Consider the following 19,992-nt stretch of genomic DNA (forward strand, 5'->3'; position numbering starts at 1 on the left):
CAGATGACGTTTCGCCAGAACTGTACTGGCTCATCAGTTATGCTGATTTAAAATTAGCAAAATGGTGCTTGCTAGGCAAGAGATTTTAGAAAGAGCTTTGTCCAATCCCGATTGGCGGGATCGGACAAAATAGCTAAAAGTGTTGATTTTAAGCCGTAAAATTAGGTTGTTTTTTCTGCGTCACTGCACAATATTGCAGTGACGCAGATTGGCTAACATTATTTTTGAACTAAAATATTAAGTTAGTACTCTAATAGATGTTATATATTTCCTTCATCAATTTTAAAGGATTAATATGCATTTATTTTTTATAGATAACTTTTGTTCTATCGATTCAAAAGTAATTGTTGAGAAATTTCAAATGAATAATTGGCCAAAGTGGCAAGGAATAATTTTATTTGAAAATGAAATTTTACCATGTGATTTATATTGCTTTCTATATGCAAAATTTGGACCTCCAAATGGGATTCATAGTATTATTCGAGATGATGATTCAGATAGCCTCATTCATTGGGATTGGACACTTAATTCTAATGAAGGTTGGATACAATTTCTGGGCATGAATTTTAGAACAGAGGTCCATTTTTATGGAGACTGGGATGTATCAAAAATAGATAAATATCAATTGATAAAATCAATAAAGGATGATTTAAAAAATTACGCAAGGAAATTATCGGATATAAAGAAAAACATGTTGGAAAGTTGGGATCAATATATTAACCCTTATTATCAAATTAAACAGGCAATTAATCAATTAAGAAGTGAACTAGATAAATTGGAGTTAGATCCTAATAATAAATCGGCTAAGATTTCAAACGATTGGATTTGTGACAGTGGTTTTGCAGAAAATTATAAGGAAATATCTCAAAAGTTCTCTTTAGGAATAGGACTTTCATATTCTTTAAGATTAATAATTCCAGTTTTAGCTGAATCTTTTATTAATTTTTTAATTTTTATTCTTTGTATTCCAGAGATAAAGGAAAATAATAGATTACTAGAAAATTATATTAGGAGTAACATCGATATAAAAATTCAATTGTTGCACATTAACTGCAAAGGTTTTGCTAGCCCTGTGAATTGGAAGTCTCATGAGTGTAAAAATTATAATTCATTAATAAATATTAGAAATGATCTTTTACATGGAAATGTGAATCTCAAGAGATTAAAAATTAATAAGGTATTTTTTAATAAAAAAGTTCCTATTTTTACAGAATATGAATCTCTATGGCAAAAGACACTAGGCGTAAATTTTGATACATGTGGATTTCATGAAATAGATAAAGAATTCAAAATTGTAAATGATTTTATAAAATATGTTTTATCGTGTCTTAATTCCCAAGTGCGTGAACACGTTGAATGTATAATGGACTCGCCAAAATTTGGAATTAATAAGAATAATGCAAGTTTTGGTATTTTATTTCCAAACCATATAGTAGATTTTTCTACTCCTCTGATTATCTATAATAAAGATAGGATTCTATAAAATCTATGCTTTAGAAACTTTATTTATTATTACTTACCACTTGTTTTCTAATATTTTAAAGTATTAAATTCTGTTTAAATTGCGTCTACATGGAAATCTAAACTTCGAGAGTTCACGTAATTGCTTGATATTAAATAGGGGCTAGAGGTGGAATCGAACCACCGCACAAGGATTTGCAGTCCTCTACGTAATAAGTGTTTGTCTGGAGCTACGCTTATTTATCGTCGAATGTAAGGGAATACGAATTTTATAAATTTCTCCCCCACCAGCTAAAATAAATGCCTGTCCTTTAGGTAAAGAGATAATATCATCTTGCCCAATCATAGGAACTGAAGAACTTTGCACCCTATCCTCATTAGTCGTATTAAAATAGACCCCATCCTTCCCATGCGGCGTATCACTTACTATAGACGCCTGTGTATGCCCAATAACATCAACTTGAGGCAGCATTTTAACTAATAGATTGGCTGTTTCTTCATTCTTAACACGCAACATAATAAGCGTATTAAAATTTCCTTCAGAAACTTCAGCCTTAGCTCTCGAGCCAAGAGCAACCTCCATATCTTGAATAGTTTGAGCATAAGCAGTAACTTGAAATCCAGCGCCGCCCGCCTTATTAAGAATTTTTACAAAGGAATCTTGGATAATTTCTGATAATTCATCACAATGTAGGTTTAAAGTATAGTGAGCATTGGGTTTTTTATAGATTTTGCCAGCGGTAGAGACTAGATCGGATAAGAAAGCTTTACCAACTGCTTGAGCAATATTGGGATTCGTTAGACTATCTAAACCAATATAAAGCACTTTTTTATTTTTAATGACATCCATTAACTCAATATCATAAAGTTGTGGTTTTGAAGACAAGATTTTAGAAGCATTACTATTATTGATTTCAGATAATACAGGCCCCACACTGGCTGTTATTTTGTCATAGTAATGTTTATCCATAATGGCTGCGTCGTAAAGATCTATGAGAATCTGGTCGTGCAGGGCTTCAGCATTATTGTTTTTAATGGTTTTGTTGATGTGATCTTTAACGTATTGAATGACAGCTTGATGGCGCTCCATACGGGACTTTGTTCTATTATTTTTGCCAATTTTACTGTCATGTTCTTCAATAATGTCTTTAATCACTTGACGGTAGTTAGAGTAGTGATTGGGTAAGATAGTGTCCGCATAAGCCATTAATAGCTGATCAAGTCGGCTAATATAAAAGGCGATTGATTGATAAGTTATAGGTTGCTTCATTTCTTCAAGGCAGATAGCAACAATATTGACATATTTCCAGGCAAAAGCGGCAAATTGTTTACCTTCACCTTCAGCTGATATAGCGTCGGTAATGCGTGTAGCAACTTCACTAATTTGATCATAATTTTTGAGTGGATTATATCGAGCGGATTGCTCAGGAAAACCTAGATGAACGATTTTGAAATCTTCTAGTCGCCCAGCTACCTCGCAGGCAGCTATCATATCTCGCACTAACTCTTGATCACCTTTAGGATCCACAACAATGACGGCATCGCCATTTCTAATGTCTTGATTAATGAGAATACTAGCTAATCGCGTTTTGCCAACTCGAGTAGTGCCTACTACAAAAGTATGGCCTACGCGTACATTTTGGGGAATGTATATTAGTTTGTCCTCTTCACCAACACCATGAAGAAAAGGGTTACCGCCAACTGGCGGATCGGGTCTAAATGGATTGAGTTTTGATGGATTGTTAAGCCATTTGGCTAACCTTGTACGCTCATGGTTTCGGCAAAATTGTCTAGCAAAGCGATAAAAATAGCTTCGCTGTATAAATTTCTCATTTCTAACCTGTTTAATCTGATGCAATCGTTGTGTATGACTAGGCCGCCAACGAAAACCTCGGCCTAAAAATAGCCAGTTTTTAGATAAAGGAATTTCTGAAGTTGATAGAGCATAAGTTGGCATGGCTAAAAGCCTGCGATGGTAGCGTTTCACTTTGATAGCCTGCCACCCTCTATATATCCCTGGAATTAAAAGCGTAATAGCTGCATATCTACTCATACCTTGAGTTAATAAGAAGAGGTGGGGCTGGCAATAAGCTAGTAGAGCTAAGGATAAACACGTGATTGCTGACCAAGCTTCTGTAGGTTCGCGCAACAAATTGTTAATAGGATAATCTTTCATACTATCTCCATATCATAAGCGCATCTATGAATATGAAAATGGTAAGTAAATACCAACGTATATTTAATGCTGAACTTAATTGTGGTGGTGATAACTGATTTTGAGTTTGTAGCCGTGTAATGAGCTTTGGCCATAGCCAAACTAAGGCTAAGTAAAATAGTCCATGTAAGATAATAAACACTGGTTGATTATTGGTTAAAACATGTTGCCACTGGGCGAAGGAGTTTTTATTAATCAGTAAGGGAGCAAGTATGAACAATGCTAGGATTGGTAAAATGGCTTGAAGCAGTATTATAATGGTTGAACGGATATAGTGTTTGATCATAAGGATAACTCCACATGCAAAAAGTATTTCGTTTGTTAGCTGTCGTGCTTGAGGCGTTTGTGGGCATAGCGGACGATAAGCCAAATAAAAGCCGCCTGACGGTCTACGAAGCTCGGGAAAAATTGGATAAGGGCTCGATCAGTATTCGTGAATACAACGAATCTCTTGAATCTAAATAAATTGTTCATTTAAGACCTTTTGATAGCAGTTTGACTCCGGCTTTTGCTACCTCCATTCCTGATTGACTCATGCTTTCGCTATGACGCTCAGATCCACTAATTAAATCCATTAGGCCCGCGCCAGCTTCACCACCAAAATGGCTAGATAATCTTAACAATAAGATAGGAGCAACAAAGTAAAAAAGCACAGCCATATTCTTCATTGCGGCAATAGCTTCATTCTCATCGAGTGGATCAAGTACTGAACGTTCAATAAAGCCGACTAGGTGCCAAAGGTATTGAAGAAAGATAGCCATAACAAATAATGCACATAAGCTGCCTAGTGCTTTTGGGCTGTAGCAACTTAAAGCCAATACCATTGGGGTTAAAATAATTAAAAAGAACATAAAAAACGCTTGCATTACTGGCAAGGTTTGCATAATAGATTCGCGTTTTAAGGGCGTGGATGTCCAGAATTTTACCCACTGTCCAGCATTAACTAAGTTATGAGTAATAGCTGAACCAACTTTTCCATTGCCATTATCTATCAGATTGGCAACTGAATTTATTTGTAGATCTTTGCTTTCACTTAAAAGCATTTTTGCAATGAAATCTTCAGCACTAATATCAGCTTTCCAGGCTTTAGGATGTTTTATCTTATACTGACGTACTCGCTCAAGCATGACATAGTAGTTTAAATGTCGATTAAAAAAGCTGGCTTTATTGGATACATCAACAAGATCATTTCTGAGTTTGTTCCACCATTGTTGACAGCTAGGGTAACCATCTTCTGGTAACTGTTCTGGCGGTATATCACCACGGTTAGCTGCTTTTTCAAGATTGGAATTTGGCGCTTGCTTAAAAGTGAAACCTGGTACTGGCTGGCGTGCATGGAGTCTGCTGTAATACATGTTTTGTAGAATTTTAGAACCCATCCAATTTAAATCATCTTCGCCGCCATAGAGTTTAAGCATAGGATCTAGTTCACTAGCTTCATGTTTTTCACTATTAAACTGAGTTTTCGCCTCAATAAAGCATTGCCTATGAAATTCTAAGGCTTGTTTGCGTACACCTTGAGGTAAATAAGTTGATACTAAATCGCCTTGAATAGATTGTAAGCTATCAGTACAGCCAGTTACTTTCATGATACTGTAAGTAAAGCTAGACATAAAATTTTGAATGATGGCAAAGCCTATGGGCATTTTGACTTGTTTAGTCAGTAGATCAGAAAAAGCTTCGTCATAGGTCGTTCCACTATCACCAATGACTGCGGTTGTTGTGTTTTTTAATCCGCATAATGGTTTAAATTGTAGAGCAGTAGTTTCTAGTGGAACACAAGGATATACAAATAAACTACAAATAAGAAAGGTCACTGCTAATTCATATAAAAAATTATTTAAGGCATGTTCAGTAGCGTAGAAAGCGCCTGCTGGATTAAGCACATTTTTAAGAAAGCGATAGCCAATGGCTAAAAACCCAAGATATAAAAGCCCTGTTTGCCACAGAGCATTAAACAGAATTTCATATTGTTGCCATCCTAAATAGGTGGTGTAAAGAGATAAAGGATTAAATACAACCATTACTAAGTTCCTTTATTTTCTTTAAAATAAATAGCGCCGTTTTTGACAGTAGGTTGCTCGTGATCTTGGCCAGGGATGTTTTGATTTCGTGCTTGGTGGCGAATGTCCATAATCGTGCCTAATGTTTCAGTCATCATTTTTTTACGAACATCATTTTCAAAAGACAAAGAGTGAATATCATCATCAAGTTTTTTCAGCGCAAAAAGTACCATAGTCATGGCAGGTTTTAAGTTTTGTACTTCCTGAACTTGTAGTCCAGCTTGTAAAATACGGCGCATCATTAACGCCTTATCTAACATATTCTGAACAGCGATTTCTTCTGCTAATTTTGATACGGTGAGCATTTGCTCTTCGCGTGGTAAATGCTGAATGGTAATGATAATTTCATCGGTTATTAATAAATTAGAAGCACTCACTTTACGTAGGTTATCTTCAGTGATAATCCAGGTACCATTGACTAAATTCCATAGTGCTTTCGCAATATTTTGGCTGCAGGTATTGGCATTAGCGCAGCTTTGTAAAAGAGTAGAAAGTCCAATGCCTGCTTTGGCGTCATGATTCTTTTTGTTTTCACTGGTACTTACTTGAATATCTCCTAAAACCTTAACAGCCCAATTGGCAGCATCATTAGGTGTAGGCCAACTTTGTGTCATGGGCGTTTTGGCTTCTGGTTTATCAAGCGAATCTAAAGGTTTTCTTTCTAGGAGAATGTTGTAGCCTGCAATAACTACGTCATTAATCACTTTAATAGGACGTTGGAATTTACCACCAGCATTGCCTTTTTCATGACCAATCCAAGGCAAGCCATACTCATCGCGTTTTTGTGCGATGCTTTTAGCGGTCTCTGTAACATCCACATTTTCTTTTTTCGCACGCTTGTAAGCCTCAAGCCATCCTTGACTATCTGATACTGATAACATGCCTTCCATAGGCGATTGGTTTTGTTCAAGCGCTTGTTTGACTTCTTGGCAATCTTTAACCCTAAGAGTAAATTCGTTTTGTGCACTAGATGCAGCATTTTGCAGAACATTGTATAAAGCAGGCATTGATTGTTGCAGCTTATAAAGAGGGAAGCCTGCGACTGCTCCTTTTAAGTTATCAATAACGCCACTAGGAATGTTTAGAGCTGACTTTTTTAAGTCTTGAAACGTATTGGTAATGGAAACTACCGGATTAAAACCACTACACGAAAATCCAATCCGCCCCTTAATGTCAGCACCGATGCGTAAAGTTTGATCTTTATTTACTGGTGGAACGAATAAATTGGACATTCCTCCTAATTCATAATAATAATCCGACTGGCTAGGCATAAAGCTTCCAGCATTAATTACTGTAGGGATAAGCAAAGTAAAGAATAGTGATTTTTTCATGGCATAGTCCTATCTCTTTTGAGGGTGTCCCACCTTAGGGGAAGTTAAAAAATTGATGAGTTTGCCCTTGTGCTGAATGCAGCCACGGTATTTTCGCCAAAGAACAAATACATAATTCCCATGGCCAGCTTTCTCATCTTTTGTACCAAAGTCTTGTGGGTCACCAGGGTGGATATTACGATTAAAAGGGTATACTTCTTGCCAGATTACTTTAGTATTTTTGGGGTCATAAGTTACATTAGCAATAACGCAATTTTTACCACATGAATTACGAGTTGATTTGGTGACATGAAGAGGACTGTTATTAGTAACAATATCCGCTGCATGCATAGCAGCAACAACTGACGCTCTATAATTATAAGGTTGTGTTACACGCATTAATCTTGGAATTTCAGAACCCCATTGTTGAGAAAAGGTGCCAATTTCATGGTTGATTAATAGGTGTGGATGAGTTCCCATATATAATAATTCAGCCACTTCTGTCCTATCCATAACGGCATCAGCTTCAGCAAGGTAGTAAGGTGTGCCAAAGCCTGTTTCCGGTTTATGCGACAGATAAGGAATACGGTAGAATGCAGCAGGGCTACCAATGACATCAACGATACGAGTACGTTCATCATTGATATGAAGATCAGTGGCTTGTCCGCTATCATTGCCAAAGCCAAGGGTGGAGCCAGTGGCTGCTTTATAAGCTTGCTGATAAACAGCTCTGGCTGTTTTATTTTCGTAGAGTGTTCTTATTTCCAGCCAGGGATTTTCTTCTGGCTTATTGCTTACAGTAATAACTAAATCTGGTAAAAATTGTTCAATGGCTGGCGTTACAAAAAACTTTGGTGGCGAGTGGCCTACACGCCAAGCACAAGATCCAATGACTTTATAATGACTGTTGTGAAATAGTTTTTCTAAAACACGGGTGGCAAGAGTGAATGTGTTAATAGGATGTGGTGGGCTAGTGCTTTCTATAGCAAATGATAGTTTAGTCATAAAAATAAGCCCCATTATGAGTAGATGTTTTAGGTTGCTCGAGCTTTTGGGCCATGAGTTCGGCAGCAGCAAGAACATCATGTTCTTTCTCCAGTTCATTGCGGGCAGCTTTTTCGTTCTTTTCATTCATGAGAAGAGCTAGTAGATATCGAGGCGGTATCACCCGAAATAATCCTTGGTAACGAGAGCCAAGCAATACAGCTTCAGAGTAAAAACCCTTTTGTGAGTCAATATCTCGAATGAGGGCTTCTTGTTGCGGAGTTAGTGTTTTAAATTTTTTAATATTGGCAAGTTCATTTTCATCTAGCCCTAAGACAATCCAGGTTTCAATTAGGGATAAAATCTTGGTGGCTTTATCAGAACTCATATCAGCTATATTTTGAGTTAAAGGAATTAACCAAAGGCCAAGCTTACGCGCTACTTTAGCGATTAAAGTGGCATAAGACACAATCACATCAATTTCAAATTGCAGATGTGCTTCATCAATAATTAGAAACATCGGTCTTGTTTCATTTTGAGTGCGTTCAGCCAAAGCTAAAATTCTTGGTAACAGCGACACCATGACTAACGCTAATTTTCCTCTATCATCTTTAATGGCCGAAATATCAATATGAAAAATATCAAAGTCGTCCAGGGGTTCAGTAGGAACATTGAAAAATCGAGATTTAGCTGTGTTAATGACATAACTTTTTAACCTATCGGCCATGTCTTGCAGGCGCTCTTTTTTGCGTGCAATAGTTTCAACGGCAATACGTTTTTCAAAAGCGCTTAACACATGCTCGGTTAGCATTTGGGGGACTTGCTTTTGAACAGATTCATAAATCGCATCACTTAGAATTTCTATAAGCAATGTTTCATCAGCCAGGGTAAAACCTTCTTCTTCACGAACATTTGCTTCTGTAATCATGGTTCTTAAAGCTAAACAAAGTTCTGCTAAATAAGAGCGAGACTCGTTATGGCAATTTAATTCTTCATTTGATGCTTGCAGGGATTGCTCTACTTTTAATTTTTGCAACTGCTGAGCAATCATTTCAGAATGCTCACTAATTTCAGGTAAAGCTTTATAGGCATCGCAAAAAGGATTTAGTGGTATGGCTTGTTCTTTCTGATTAGAAAGCAATAATTGCTTTACTTTTAGATTGTGTTTTTGACAATGCATTAACATGCGGTCAAAGGAATTTCCCATTTCAAATAGCACTACACGAGCATTTTTTATAGCCAATAGCGATTGAATCATCCAGCCAATTAATACAGATTTACCTCCACCAGAATTGGCAAAGATTGCGCAATGCGAATTTTGACTAATGAAGTCATGATGTAGTAAATCAAAGAAAACAGGTTCACCTAAGCGATTGAAAAAAGGAAAGCAGGGTAGATGCCTTGCCCCTTGATTACGGCCATAAACAGGTAAGAGCGCGGCTAACTCAGTGGCATACATTAAGCGATCAAAACAAAGGTATTTCCGTGCATAATGAGGATCAAAATTAAAAGGAAGCGCATTAAGCCAGGAGTTGAGTGGGTGAATATCATAGGCTGAATGAATAAGGGGTATTTTTGCTTCATTAAATAGGTTGTGCAGTTGCTTCTCTATATTTTGAGCATCAAGATCATCTTTCGCCTGGTAGAAAACAGCTTGATTGACCCAAAATAGGCGATTGCCAGTACTTAACTCATTACGAGCTGCTTTAATATCATTTCTTACTTCTTGTGGCTTTAAGCTTGTACCAACAACACCTTTTTCAAGTCGCGATAAATGCGCATCCAAATTGGCATCATGACTAAATACGACTTGAATAGTGTAGATGCTACCTTCTGGTAAAATATCTAGAAGGGCATAGCAATGTTTAGGATTAGCTTGCTGTCTCTCCCGAGAAACTAAACCAATAGTAGGCGCTTCTTTCAACCCATCGACATATAATATTCGTTGTTTAACGCCTTCAAAAATAAACCCTTTGTCATCACTTTGGGGCGGCGAGAAAAAAACATTTTGAGCTAGATTAAATCCGGCTGGGATAGGAATTGGATAGGGATATTGCGTTAAAATTTTTTCAGCAGATTTAGGATTAAACCAGCGTACCCACCATTGATAATAATCTTGCCCTTTAAGACGTTTTATTTCTAATCCCGGTGAGCGAAGTTTTGCTTCAATTTGGTTGATAACTTCTTGGTGCTCTTGAAAAGTCTGCTCTCTACTGAGAGTGGTTTGATGTAGCTGACGGTAAAATAATACTCTAATTCTTCGCCTACGACCGCGATAGGGGGAACCTGTTTTAGGATCAATGAACAATCCTTCCGGCCTAGTCATTTTAGTGTAGAGATCTTGCAAACGTTGCAAGTAATCTTGAGTTAATGAGCTCTTTTTAAGCGGCTCAGAAATTTGAGCTTTGATATGTTCTATAACTGGAGCAAGACAATACTCGTCTTGTACAAATATCTGCATGACCCAAGGATCAACAGCGTATAATGGAACTACCGAAGCAAAGGTGTCGCGAATTTTATTAAACACCGCTTGCAAATAGTCAGGCGAAGCAGCTTCTGCTGGAATATCGCCTAATTCAAATCCTGAACCTAAACTTTTGCCATCAGCAAATAAAAATACTTGTTCTTGTTCATTAAAATCAACAATGGCAAGCCTATCTGCAAAAGAAGGTAGCGGATTGGTATAACTCTTTTTAATCTCTTGTTCTTTAATGGCTTGGGGGTTTGTTTCGCCAAGCAACCAATTGGCTAAGCGTTTCATTATGCCTCCTTAGTATAGTTCTGATGCCAAGGCATATTGGTTTTGCTTGTAAAGAAAAAAACGAGTTGTATAGGATGGTTTTATAATTTGCTCGTCGCCTAACTGCGCAACGTGAGCAAACACATGAATTGGTATTTCTGGATTAGGTAATTGCTTAAATTCTTCACCTAGATCATTAAAATTTACGCGCTGATAAACAGGTTTTTGTATGGGCTGTTGCAAGCTTTGCTGATACAGTTGGCTAACAGTTAAACCTTGTTCAGGAATCGCGCCTTTAGATATCTTGGCAGTGGAACAAGCACTCAAAGATAAACTAGCGCAAAGCATTGTCAAAATTCTTTTGTTGATGGTAACCATAATCTAATACTCTCCCATGGTTTTCTTTATCAATAGCGATGGTTTGACTGAAATGAAGACTAAGTTGATTGGGTATAAAGCCCAAATGCGTACGGATGCTGGCAGGGACAAAGACCATATCAAAGCTACCTTGGGTTCTTTTCTCAAGCCAGTCGGTAATTTTTTGAGTACCTTCGCTGGTGGCGCCACCTGCTGCAAAATGGGCTAATTCACCTGTAGGAGTTGTAATAGCAGAGCCGCCTTCGGCTTGGTAACTCATTTGCCATTTAGATAGAGCAGTTCCTGCGCCCTGAATGCCACCGGCTGCCATAAAAGCTGCTAGTACGCTAGGGGCGTTAGTAACATATTGCCCTTTAATACAAGGATTACCGAACTGAGTGGTTAAATAACCGATACTGTCATTATTAACTAGCTCAGCGGAGTTTTTCATTTGCTCTTGGCCGACACTAACAAAATGTCCATCTTCAAAAACAAATAAAGCGGAGGTGACATAAGCACGAACACAGCTAATGTTATCGAGAAAAGAGCCTACACCAATTGCGTAGCCACTGATTTTCATGCCAGTAATTTCTTCTGGCAATTGCATGCCATTGGCTGTCATTAGGTTTCCTCGGCTCACAATTGCCGTAAAAGGAAACAAAGGCTGCATGAGTTTACCTTCAACGGGTACTTCACCGATTAAGGCAGACAACAGATTGACTTTGCTAAAATCGCTGCCAGCTGGAATGGTATAAAAAGGTGTTTTACTAGGGGCTTTTTCTTTAGGGGAAGAATTAAATTCAGTAAGCAATTTGCTTTCTGGTGGAGCTTTATCTAGTAAACTATCTAAATCTTTTATTTGGCCGGATACAGAAGTTTTACTTTCCTGCATTGGGTAAGATTTTGTTTGATGCTCAGTTAGAGAAGTAAGCTGATCTTTTAACACCTGTAGCTCATCTTTGAAAGAGTGGCTAATTTCCGCTGAGGGCTGTTTTAATTGTTTTTGCAGTGATTTATTTTCCTTTTGCATTTGTTCTAACTTCTTTTCTGTTTCTAATAAACGTGCTGAAACATCACGGATGTTGTCATTGAATTGACTGGTGATAGCTTCATTAAAATTATTGAGGTTGGGCGTGTTATCATTAATAGGTGTATTTTGCCGGCTATTAATAAGAATCAGAATCACAGCAAAGACGACTGAACCTGCTAAAATTTTAATGCCATTATTTTTGTTCATCGGCTATACCTCGCACGTTGAGTAAGCGCTTCTGCAAAAGGTCGCTCAGACACTAAAAAAACCGTTGTACTTTCATGTTGATTACGTGGCGGTAATGTACTTTTGGGATAAACGCTGGCAGTTTGCCAATGGCCCATCAGCTTGTTGAATTTCAGTTTTACTGATTTATTGAGTAAGTTTTTTAAATCAATTGCGGTGACATACAGATTACCTCCACTCCATGAAGCGAGAGGATGAGCTTCAATACTAGCCCCATAAAATAAGGGAATAGTTTTAGTGGTTTGCATAGGAGTACGGTAAATTCCCTCAGGAATTTCTCTTACGCGCTCAGGTGAGTACAAGGCTTGAATGGCAAAACGAGTTAGCTGTATGGCGTTATATTCATAGTGGTTAGAATCTACAAGGTGAGTATTTTTAGGTGCGTCAATTAGAATTTCAATAGGTGTACTGTTAATTGCTTTTTCATCTGCCTTAAGGTTAAGAATGATTACTTCACCTTCAGGCAATAACTGAACAATTAGACGAGAGTCTTTGAATGCTTCTCTAGCGGTTAAATACAAACTACTTCTAACTTTTAGAATATCTAGGTTAGCGCTAAGTTGCTGGTCAATTACTTTAACATCTTGAGGAAATTGAACGAGCCTTTCTTTACTAATAGGCAATTCAATTGTTAAGGGAACTTTTTCCCAAACTAGATGTTCGCTTTGTAGAGCATAGCTTAGATTTGTGAGTACAAAACCCAAAGCAAGTTGCAGTAATTTAATGAGTTTCATGATGTCCCTCCGTTTCAACTAGTAAATCTTGTAAGCGCGCTTCAGGACGGGTATAGCCATCAAGAGCTAATTGGAAAGGATTGTGTAAGCGTGAGAGATTGAGTTTGACAACACGAAGATGGTAGGCCACTATTTTATCTGCAATGACCATGGCGTTATTGTCTTTAAGTCTTTGAGTGATACGTAATATTAGTTTGACCTCCCAAGCGTCAGGTCCAATTTTTTTAATATCTTGCGGCTCCATAAAACGATAAAGGCTTGCAACTTGAGTACGGTCAAAGAGTTGCGCATTTTTATAAGCTTTAAGCGCGTCATTTAGTAACTGCTCGTGACGCGGAGTAAAATAATAATGAAAAGATTTAATGTTCTGATTAAATTCTTCGTTGCCTCTATTAGACCAGCTGTAAAGCGTTGGCATTAAGGAAGCAGCAAAACCTTGCACGTATTCACTGGAAATTTCACCTGCTTTCATCAACCCACCGTTAGTTGCCATAGTTGGACTAAGCCAAAACTCATAGCGTCTGGGTATAGTCATCAAGCTTATAATTAAGGTCAAAAGTAGAATGAATAAAACACCAATAAAGGCCAACAATAATCGGTTATGGTGTTGGAGACTGTCGATTTTTTTCCAATAGTTAAACATGTGGCACTCCAACAGATTTATTTTTTTGCCATTGACCCTGATAGTGAATCCATGGTGAGTGCTTGAGCCTTAATCGCACCAGCCAGTGAATAGTCTGCTTCATTAAATAGCCATAAGGCTTACCTGCCTTAATGCGCGCGATTCCTTTAGGCCATACGGTAATAGAAAGAATGAATCCGATTACAAAACCAATGCAGCCGAAAGCTAGCGGAAATCTAACCGTTATTCCTAGTAGAATAAAAATAAGTGTGGTTATTGGAGTTGTAGTGATCACTATCCAGAATAATTCACGCAGACTTAAGCCTTTCCAAGCTGGAAAGTCGTGTGAGAGATGGCGCGAAGAAGGCTGAGTCATTGATCAATCTCCTATATTTTAAACTTTGTAATCATGGTGTAACCCACATACCCAGAAGCAATGCTGATGGCTAAGTATGTGATACCCATAACAGCAAAGGTGCCGAAGGCTACCATTGATCCGTCGTTCTTTTTAGATTCTTCAATACCGTGTTGTACAGTAGTAATAAATTTAATGAAGGTCACGACAGCGGTGATAAAGAGTAGTAAGCCTAAACCTTGTTTGACATAATTTCCGGTCACGGACATCATGTTTTTTGAGCCATCGCCAATGTTGTCCGCATCAGAAATTTTAGGAAACCAGGTATCTGCCAATAGCACTGGCGTATAAAGTAGATGAACTGCTCCAAGGTAGGTAGCACGTAGCATTGTTTTCATGTTGTCTCCTTAACAAATAAAACTAAGATAAAAATCATTAATCCAATCACGAGCCTGATTAACCGCGAACCTAGATGAATCAAATAACTTTGTTTTTGTTTTTCTTCAGCGCCCATCATGTGATTCACCGACCACATGACTGCCAGGATCACTAACGCTATGGCAATAAAGCGGATACTGCTGGAAAAATCTTGTGGCGAAATATTGTTGCTTGCTTGTTTAAAGGTGGTAGCAAAAAGTCTTGCAATTTCGTCCTTACTCATCAGGGTTTCCTTACAAAATCCATTTCTAATGGTTTAATTTTGCGAGGCGCAATAATGGGTTGATTAATGTAATCAATAAGACCATTGCGAATATTTAGTAGATCTTCTTTAAGCCCAGCATGATGCTGACCTTGAGCATCCTCGAATGACTCGATTTGTAATTGAATACGATCATTAGGTGTTATCTGCGTTTGTGCTTCGTCAAGAAGCGGCATAATGGCATTAATTTGATTAATAATACGTACTAAAGTTTCATTTAAATCAGGATTATTGGCTGAACACTGCAGGCTTATTATCATTAAGGCTAAACTAATTATTCGTTTCATGTTTCTCTCTATAAATACTTCTTAAAGCGACAAACTGTCATTGCCACCATTAAGCCCATTAACAAGCTAATAGGAGTAAAGACATACCCAGGAGTAATGCTGATTGGCAAAGCAAGCCAAAGCATGAGCAAAATAAGTAGTATCTTTTTTAAGTAATAATTAAGTTTGTGAAAGACATAAGAAGACTCACGACCCAGACAAGCTGTGCGAATTGCTCTTTGGTTTAAGCCATCAACCAGGCCTGCAACCATGGCCAGCGTAAATAGAGGTATAGCCGCAAACAAAATAATGATTTTGACTAAAAGGCATTGACTAATTAATACAATAAGTTGGAAGAATTGCTGCGATTTTTGAAGCAAGTCTGCAGCAAAATCATTGAGAGTTAATTTGCTTAAATAAGGAATAGTTAATACCCAATTTGGCTTATCTTTAAAGGGAAAGGCTGCCAATAAGGAACCTTGATAAACAGGAGTAATTGCGTCTCTCTGCATAGCGATGAGGTTATCAATTTTAGCAAACGCATAGGGGTAACCGTGGAGTAACCATAGGTATATTGCCCAGAGCATTAACGTTAGCCAACCTAAGAAAAGCATTAAGGTTAATTGCAGGGTTAGTTGTCTAGAATGTTGATTTACTGCCATACATCCCTCTTAGCAATGACTAAGGGATAATGTTTTTCATGAATGTAATCAAACAGTGGATCAACATTAACTGGTAGTAGCGGTAATTTAAACTTTTCCTGCAGAGCTATAATGGTTTCAAAATTGCTTACATTGGTAATAAACCCTATGGCCTGTATGGATTTTAATTGTGCTTGATGTTGCTCTAGCCATGCGATGGACATCTTATCTGCGCCTATCACAAATAAGTTTATGTTAAATAAATTAGCATCTAATATTTTATGAGTGATTTTTCCTACGGTTGCTTTGCTCTTTGCAGGTATGCCTATTGGACTAGATAAGCCTAGTTTCAATGAGGCATCATCTTGCGACAGCGATAGAGGGATTACATCTATGCTATAGGCGTTTAAAGTCACTAATAACAAGAGCAAAATTCTAATCATTAAAATCTCCCTAAATCGACGACTTGTGAGCTTCTACCGTTAGACAACAAGAGCAATGGAGTTTGTTTCTTATCAAGTTTTAAGCTTTCGTACTGTTGGTTTCCTGGGTTTAAGGTAATTCGCTGGTTATTCACCAATTCGATAGGAAGCTGATGTGTGTTAGCCCAAAGTTGAATAGCACTGTTGTCCATATCGAGAAAGAGTAAGTTGAGTCTAGTGTTTGGCGTACGATTAATTGCATCAATCAATTGCAGCAGAATAGTGGTTACCGAATCATCTTCTCTTACAAACAAATAAAGTATTTCTCCAGCATTTAAGTTGATTGGCTGATGCGCGTAGGGCGAGTAGGGAGATGGATCAAAATCACCAACGACAGGCACATCTTTAAAAAGTTTGTTATAGGCATGGTAAAAAGCATTATTCCAGGCTATATTTTGCGCTACCTTTTGTGCTTCTTGAAGGGCGGCAAGCTCTGCAAAATGCGCTCGTTCAGTGTCATCTCTAGCGTTGAGCCCCAGAATATCAACTGGTGTCATATGTAAATCTTTGTAATAAGTCCCGCTTCTACTTTGCATTAATTGCAGATAGCGTTTTTCTTCTGATTCGCTTAGACCCCAAACTCTAGCTTCTTGCCTTTGCACATCATTGAGTTGGAAATCTTTGTCCTCAATTACTTCATCGTGAAACTCAGCCAGACCTGCTTTAACCAAAGCATTATTGGTAGTTTGTATAGGCGGGGTAATAATAGTTGGAATATATAAACCGGCTATAGATTGATAACTTAAAACTAAACCAATTATTAGCGTAAATAGTTTATGCATGGTTCACCTCTTGACGATTTAATTGAACCAATACGCGTGCTTTATCGGAGTTTTCAAACTCTATAGTTTGTTTGGCAAAATCAATATCTAAAACTTTCCATCCAGCTAACGAGTCACCTTTTTCTAGTGCTTGTGTTTTGTAATCGTAAGCTACTGATGCAACCGAAATTTCTTGAATGCTATCAATACTTAAAACGTCAAAGGGTAACTGATCGATAGAAAGCATTTTGATAGGTTGTTTTTTTTCATCTAAATGGCGTAAAAGATCAGTAATTCTTTCGAGTTGTTTTTTTATAGCAACTTGTTCGGTAGTGAATATATTGCCTAATTGATGATCATCTCTGTTCTGTAGTTGCTGAATGAATCCACTTAACTGTTTGAGGTTTGCAGTAATAGGTGATAAATCGAGTTGATCAGTAGGCTTTTGTAATTGTTTCTGTAGGTTATTTAGACGTTTATCAAGTACATTAAATTCGTTGTCATAAGTAGCAACGTGGGTTTTTGTACACATAAACGCCATTAGCAATCCATTTAATAAAAGTAGACTAAGCCATTTAATATCAAGATACTTTTTCATTTTGCCCTCCTTGTAATGAGAGCAAAATTAATTTCTCTTAATAGGTCATCCTGTTTAAGGCCAAATAGATTCTGGCCAACCAGTACAGTAAGCCCATCTGCTATCTTTAAAGGGCCTAAATGTCTGTTAATTTGCGGAAGTGGCTGTTGAAAAATCTGCTGAAGGCTTTCGCTTCGCTTTTCTTTAGGAGCAAGATGATATCCGGAGTATCGCAGCCAATACTCTACTGCCTCTCCTATAGTTTGTATGGAGCGAGGAAAGTTAATCTGTTGAACAGCCTTTAATGGATTAACCTGTGCAGCTAGAGGTTGATTACTTATGGTCGCATAACGGCTAATTTGTGTAACATCTGCAGAATAAATTTGTAGGTTACATAAAGTTAAACTGACTATCATGCCTCTTCTAAACATAACTACCTCTAATGCTTATATCCCTTTTTGTTATCTCGTTTTTCTTGAGTAATACTGTGTTGGGCAACAACTTTCCTGATAAAAATTTCTTTACGATCAACCTCAATATTTTTTGGCGCTCGTACACCAATGCCGATCAGCCCATCTTTTTCGTGAAGTAAGGTAATTTTGATTCTTCCTTTATCAATGTAAATTTCCTCACCAATACGTCTAATTAAAATCAACATAACTTGTTCTCCTGATATCTTTTAGTTAGCGTTTCCAGCATTTGACGAACATGAAATTTAACAATCTTAGGATCTGATTTTTTATGTAATTCAGACTTAGGTTGTAAGGCTTCTTGCCGTGCTTGAATGCTTTTTTTAAAGGCCATACAAATCTCTGTAAAAACCGGCAAAGTAGGGGGTGCACGAAGCGTTTTTTTTGTTTTTTCTAAAGCCATTTTAAGAATTTGATCATCAAATTCTTGCAAGCTATCAGACCACTCACGTTTGGCTGTCTCTAGCAGTGTTGGACTGCTATAGGCCGATAGCCAAAGGCAGCCATATATCGCATTAAAGCGTATAAAAAGAGTATCTATCCGTTTGTCACTATTTCCTTGATGAACCGAATTGAATGATGTTTCTGCTGATTTCTGAAGGTTGGATGTCTTCACAGTCGAAGTAGAAGCTCGCATCTTTGCATGATTCAGCGAGGATATCTGCTGCTGACTTTCTGCGAGTATTTGTTTGATTGTTTGCATGTATTTTCTCCTTTGTTCGTATAGCTAATGGTTCATCCTTCCAACACTGTTGGGCTAGCCAATTAACAGGAAATTTCCATTTAGGAACCCATTCTCCAGCCAGTTCTAGTTCTTCACGGTTTTGAATTTGCGCTTGTAGAGAATCCATGATGTATTGGAACAATTCTTCATTAGGATTTAATTTATAAAACTCTTGGAATGCTCTAGTTTCATCTTGCTTCTGTGGATAAAGCGACCAAAATTTTTGAAATTGTTGCTGTACATACACACACTTATTTTTTGAGTTATGAGGTGTGTCGGGTTTTATATTTGTTAATGTGTCGGCTTTTTGAAAACTGTTACTGTAATTAATTGATTTAAAATAATTTCTATTGTTCTGGTTTGTGTTGGGTAGCTGTGTCGGGTTTGTGTCGGGTTTATTTTGAACACACAAATCCGAATTAGCTAAAAGGCATTTTAAAATAAGTTGCTTATCAGTAGATTGGATATCAACAAGTCCAGCTCTTTCTAGCGCACAGATGATTCGCCGTAATTGTTGGCGGCTAGGACTTCCAGAATACTCAAAACCTTGATGAGGCTCTACATACAAAATTTCGGCAAGAGATTGATAACTAATTCTGCGCTTAATGCCTACTAAACAAGTATTACGATCCATATAAGGACGAATTCCTAGCAGATAAGCTGATTGCTGGATATATGGCAATCCCATTAGTGCTGATAATTCCTCATTAGTCACAAATAAAAATCCCATTTTTCTTATTTCTTCCTCTATTCAACAGTTCAGAGAACAGCGCTTGCACTATCAAATAATTTCAATTAATATCAACTAATAACACGAAACGTGTTTTTGTTATCTCATTGTAAATACACGCTTTTTAGTGTCAATGGGGTCTTTCTAAGTGATATTAAATGAACTTAAATGAACATGAAAAAAATTATTGGCAATAGGATTGCGCAAGCTAGAAAGGTAAATGGACTAACGATTAAGGTTCTTGCTGAGAAGACAGGACTTGGGCCTACTCGAATTGGGAATTGGGAGCAGGGGACTCGAAGCCCTGGGCCAGAAGAGGCTAAGATTTTATCTAGGGCATTACAAGTTGCGGCTTCGTGGTTGCTTTGCTTAACGGATGATCCACGAGGGGAATGGTTTTCTAATCCTAAAGTAACGGTCATAGAAAATGAATGATTGTTATAATAATGCGAATAGGCCGAATAATTAATTTACTAAATAATCTTTTAGTTTAGACTTGCTCTAATTAAGCCTTCTAATAAGTC

The 19,992-nt window shown here is 37.5% G+C and carries 25 protein-coding genes; 3 read left to right on the plus strand and 22 right to left on the minus strand.

Going from position 1 to position 19,992, the window contains the following annotated elements; genetic code table 11:
* The first annotated feature begins 295 nt into the window (after positions 1-295).
* The gene (locus DYE47_RS04805) at positions 296-1,483 is read left to right on the plus strand and encodes a hypothetical protein (protein WP_115302174.1); all 1,188 of its coding nucleotides are present in this window, start codon (positions 296-298) and stop codon (positions 1,481-1,483) included.
* A gap of 183 nt (positions 1,484-1,666) precedes the next feature.
* On the opposite strand, the gene traD is transcribed toward DYE47_RS04805, so the two are convergent.
* Both traD and DYE47_RS04815 read right to left on the minus strand, forming a co-directional pair.
* Positions 1,667-3,637, minus strand: coding sequence for a type IV conjugative transfer system coupling protein TraD (gene traD / locus DYE47_RS04810; RefSeq protein WP_115302175.1), 1,971 nt, complete (start codon positions 3,635-3,637; stop codon positions 1,667-1,669).
* A 1-nt stretch (position 3,638) separates the two neighbouring features.
* Complete coding sequence (locus DYE47_RS04815; RefSeq protein ID WP_115302176.1) at positions 3,639-3,962, minus strand: hypothetical protein; 324 nt, start codon at positions 3,960-3,962, stop codon at positions 3,639-3,641.
* 14 nt (positions 3,963-3,976) lie between these two features.
* Between DYE47_RS04815 and DYE47_RS16185 the strand changes: the two genes are divergently transcribed.
* Complete coding sequence (locus DYE47_RS16185) at positions 3,977-4,141, plus strand: hypothetical protein (RefSeq protein ID WP_165482023.1); 165 nt, start codon at positions 3,977-3,979, stop codon at positions 4,139-4,141.
* A gap of 5 nt (positions 4,142-4,146) precedes the next feature.
* On the opposite strand, the gene DYE47_RS04820 is transcribed toward DYE47_RS16185, so the two are convergent.
* The 20 genes from DYE47_RS04820 to DYE47_RS04915 are packed head-to-tail and all read right to left on the minus strand — an operon-like array spanning position 4,147 to position 19,468.
* The gene (locus DYE47_RS04820; protein ID WP_115302177.1) at positions 4,147-5,700 is read right to left on the minus strand and encodes a conjugal transfer protein TraG N-terminal domain-containing protein; all 1,554 of its coding nucleotides are present in this window, start codon (positions 5,698-5,700) and stop codon (positions 4,147-4,149) included.
* A gap of 2 nt (positions 5,701-5,702) precedes the next feature.
* A complete protein-coding gene (locus DYE47_RS04825) occupies positions 5,703-7,070 on the minus strand; it encodes an integrating conjugative element protein (protein WP_115302178.1) in 1,368 nt (455 codons plus the stop codon).
* A gap of 9 nt (positions 7,071-7,079) precedes the next feature.
* Positions 7,080-8,054: a TIGR03756 family integrating conjugative element protein gene (locus tag DYE47_RS04830; protein WP_115304017.1), complete on the minus strand. Its 975-nt coding sequence runs from the start codon at positions 8,052-8,054 to the stop codon at positions 7,080-7,082.
* Positions 8,047-10,794 carry a conjugative transfer ATPase gene (locus DYE47_RS04835; protein WP_165482022.1) on the minus strand — a complete coding sequence of 916 codons (2,748 nt, stop codon included), beginning with the start codon at positions 10,792-10,794 and terminating at the stop codon, positions 8,047-8,049. The genes DYE47_RS04830 and DYE47_RS04835 overlap by 8 nt, the downstream gene beginning before the upstream one ends.
* A gap of 9 nt (positions 10,795-10,803) precedes the next feature.
* Positions 10,804-11,151 carry a TIGR03751 family conjugal transfer lipoprotein gene (locus DYE47_RS04840; RefSeq protein WP_115302180.1) on the minus strand — a complete coding sequence of 116 codons (348 nt, stop codon included), beginning with the start codon at positions 11,149-11,151 and terminating at the stop codon, positions 10,804-10,806.
* The gene (locus tag DYE47_RS04845; protein WP_115302181.1) at positions 11,108-12,367 is read right to left on the minus strand and encodes a TIGR03752 family integrating conjugative element protein; all 1,260 of its coding nucleotides are present in this window, start codon (positions 12,365-12,367) and stop codon (positions 11,108-11,110) included. Before DYE47_RS04845 ends, DYE47_RS04840 begins: the two co-directional genes overlap by 44 nt.
* The gene (locus tag DYE47_RS04850; protein ID WP_115302182.1) at positions 12,364-13,140 is read right to left on the minus strand and encodes a TIGR03749 family integrating conjugative element protein; all 777 of its coding nucleotides are present in this window, start codon (positions 13,138-13,140) and stop codon (positions 12,364-12,366) included. Before DYE47_RS04850 ends, DYE47_RS04845 begins: the two co-directional genes overlap by 4 nt.
* Entirely contained in the window at positions 13,127-13,783 is a 657-nt protein-coding gene (locus DYE47_RS04855; RefSeq protein ID WP_115302183.1) for a DUF2895 family protein, read from the minus strand. The genes DYE47_RS04850 and DYE47_RS04855 overlap by 14 nt, the downstream gene beginning before the upstream one ends.
* Complete coding sequence (locus DYE47_RS04860; RefSeq protein WP_115302184.1) at positions 13,776-14,138, minus strand: TIGR03750 family conjugal transfer protein; 363 nt, start codon at positions 14,136-14,138, stop codon at positions 13,776-13,778. The genes DYE47_RS04855 and DYE47_RS04860 overlap by 8 nt, the downstream gene beginning before the upstream one ends.
* Before the next feature lie 11 nt (positions 14,139-14,149).
* Positions 14,150-14,515, minus strand: coding sequence for a hypothetical protein (locus DYE47_RS04865; protein ID WP_115302185.1), 366 nt, complete (start codon positions 14,513-14,515; stop codon positions 14,150-14,152).
* The gene (locus DYE47_RS04870; protein WP_115302186.1) at positions 14,512-14,778 is read right to left on the minus strand and encodes a hypothetical protein; all 267 of its coding nucleotides are present in this window, start codon (positions 14,776-14,778) and stop codon (positions 14,512-14,514) included. The genes DYE47_RS04865 and DYE47_RS04870 overlap by 4 nt, the downstream gene beginning before the upstream one ends.
* Positions 14,778-15,104, minus strand: coding sequence for an RAQPRD family integrative conjugative element protein (locus DYE47_RS04875; RefSeq protein ID WP_115302187.1), 327 nt, complete (start codon positions 15,102-15,104; stop codon positions 14,778-14,780). The genes DYE47_RS04870 and DYE47_RS04875 overlap by 1 nt, the downstream gene beginning before the upstream one ends.
* An 8-nt stretch (positions 15,105-15,112) precedes the next feature.
* Positions 15,113-15,745, minus strand: a complete 633-nt coding sequence (locus DYE47_RS04880; RefSeq protein WP_115302188.1) for a TIGR03747 family integrating conjugative element membrane protein — start codon at positions 15,743-15,745, stop codon at positions 15,113-15,115.
* A complete protein-coding gene (locus DYE47_RS04885; RefSeq protein ID WP_115302189.1) occupies positions 15,736-16,167 on the minus strand; it encodes a PFL_4695 family integrating conjugative element protein in 432 nt (143 codons plus the stop codon). The genes DYE47_RS04880 and DYE47_RS04885 overlap by 10 nt, the downstream gene beginning before the upstream one ends.
* Positions 16,167-16,988 (minus strand): TIGR03759 family integrating conjugative element protein, encoded by an 822-nt coding sequence (locus DYE47_RS04890; RefSeq protein WP_115302190.1) that lies wholly within the window; start codon positions 16,986-16,988, stop codon positions 16,167-16,169. The genes DYE47_RS04885 and DYE47_RS04890 overlap by 1 nt, the downstream gene beginning before the upstream one ends.
* Complete coding sequence (locus tag DYE47_RS04895; RefSeq protein ID WP_115302191.1) at positions 16,981-17,565, minus strand: hypothetical protein; 585 nt, start codon at positions 17,563-17,565, stop codon at positions 16,981-16,983. Before DYE47_RS04895 ends, DYE47_RS04890 begins: the two co-directional genes overlap by 8 nt.
* On the minus strand, positions 17,562-17,975 hold the full coding sequence (pilL2, locus tag DYE47_RS04900; protein ID WP_115302192.1) for a PFGI-1 class ICE element type IV pilus protein PilL2: 414 nt from the start codon (positions 17,973-17,975) through the stop codon (positions 17,562-17,564). Before pilL2 ends, DYE47_RS04895 begins: the two co-directional genes overlap by 4 nt.
* 8 nt (positions 17,976-17,983) lie before the next feature.
* On the minus strand, positions 17,984-18,202 hold the full coding sequence (locus DYE47_RS04905) for a carbon storage regulator (RefSeq protein ID WP_115302193.1): 219 nt from the start codon (positions 18,200-18,202) through the stop codon (positions 17,984-17,986).
* Positions 18,196-18,630, minus strand: coding sequence for a hypothetical protein (locus DYE47_RS04910; protein WP_244924155.1), 435 nt, complete (start codon positions 18,628-18,630; stop codon positions 18,196-18,198). The genes DYE47_RS04905 and DYE47_RS04910 overlap by 7 nt, the downstream gene beginning before the upstream one ends.
* Positions 18,566-19,468 carry a hypothetical protein gene (locus DYE47_RS04915; RefSeq protein ID WP_115302194.1) on the minus strand — a complete coding sequence of 301 codons (903 nt, stop codon included), beginning with the start codon at positions 19,466-19,468 and terminating at the stop codon, positions 18,566-18,568. Before DYE47_RS04915 ends, DYE47_RS04910 begins: the two co-directional genes overlap by 65 nt.
* A 168-nt stretch (positions 19,469-19,636) precedes the next feature.
* Between DYE47_RS04915 and DYE47_RS04920 the strand changes: the two genes are divergently transcribed.
* On the plus strand, positions 19,637-19,903 hold the full coding sequence (locus DYE47_RS04920; RefSeq protein ID WP_115302195.1) for a helix-turn-helix domain-containing protein: 267 nt from the start codon (positions 19,637-19,639) through the stop codon (positions 19,901-19,903).
* Positions 19,904-19,992 lie beyond the last annotated feature (89 nt).

Origin of the sequence: Legionella beliardensis, from assembly GCF_900452395.1 — a bacterium.
GTDB lineage: Bacteria > Pseudomonadota > Gammaproteobacteria > Legionellales > Legionellaceae > Legionella_C > Legionella_C beliardensis.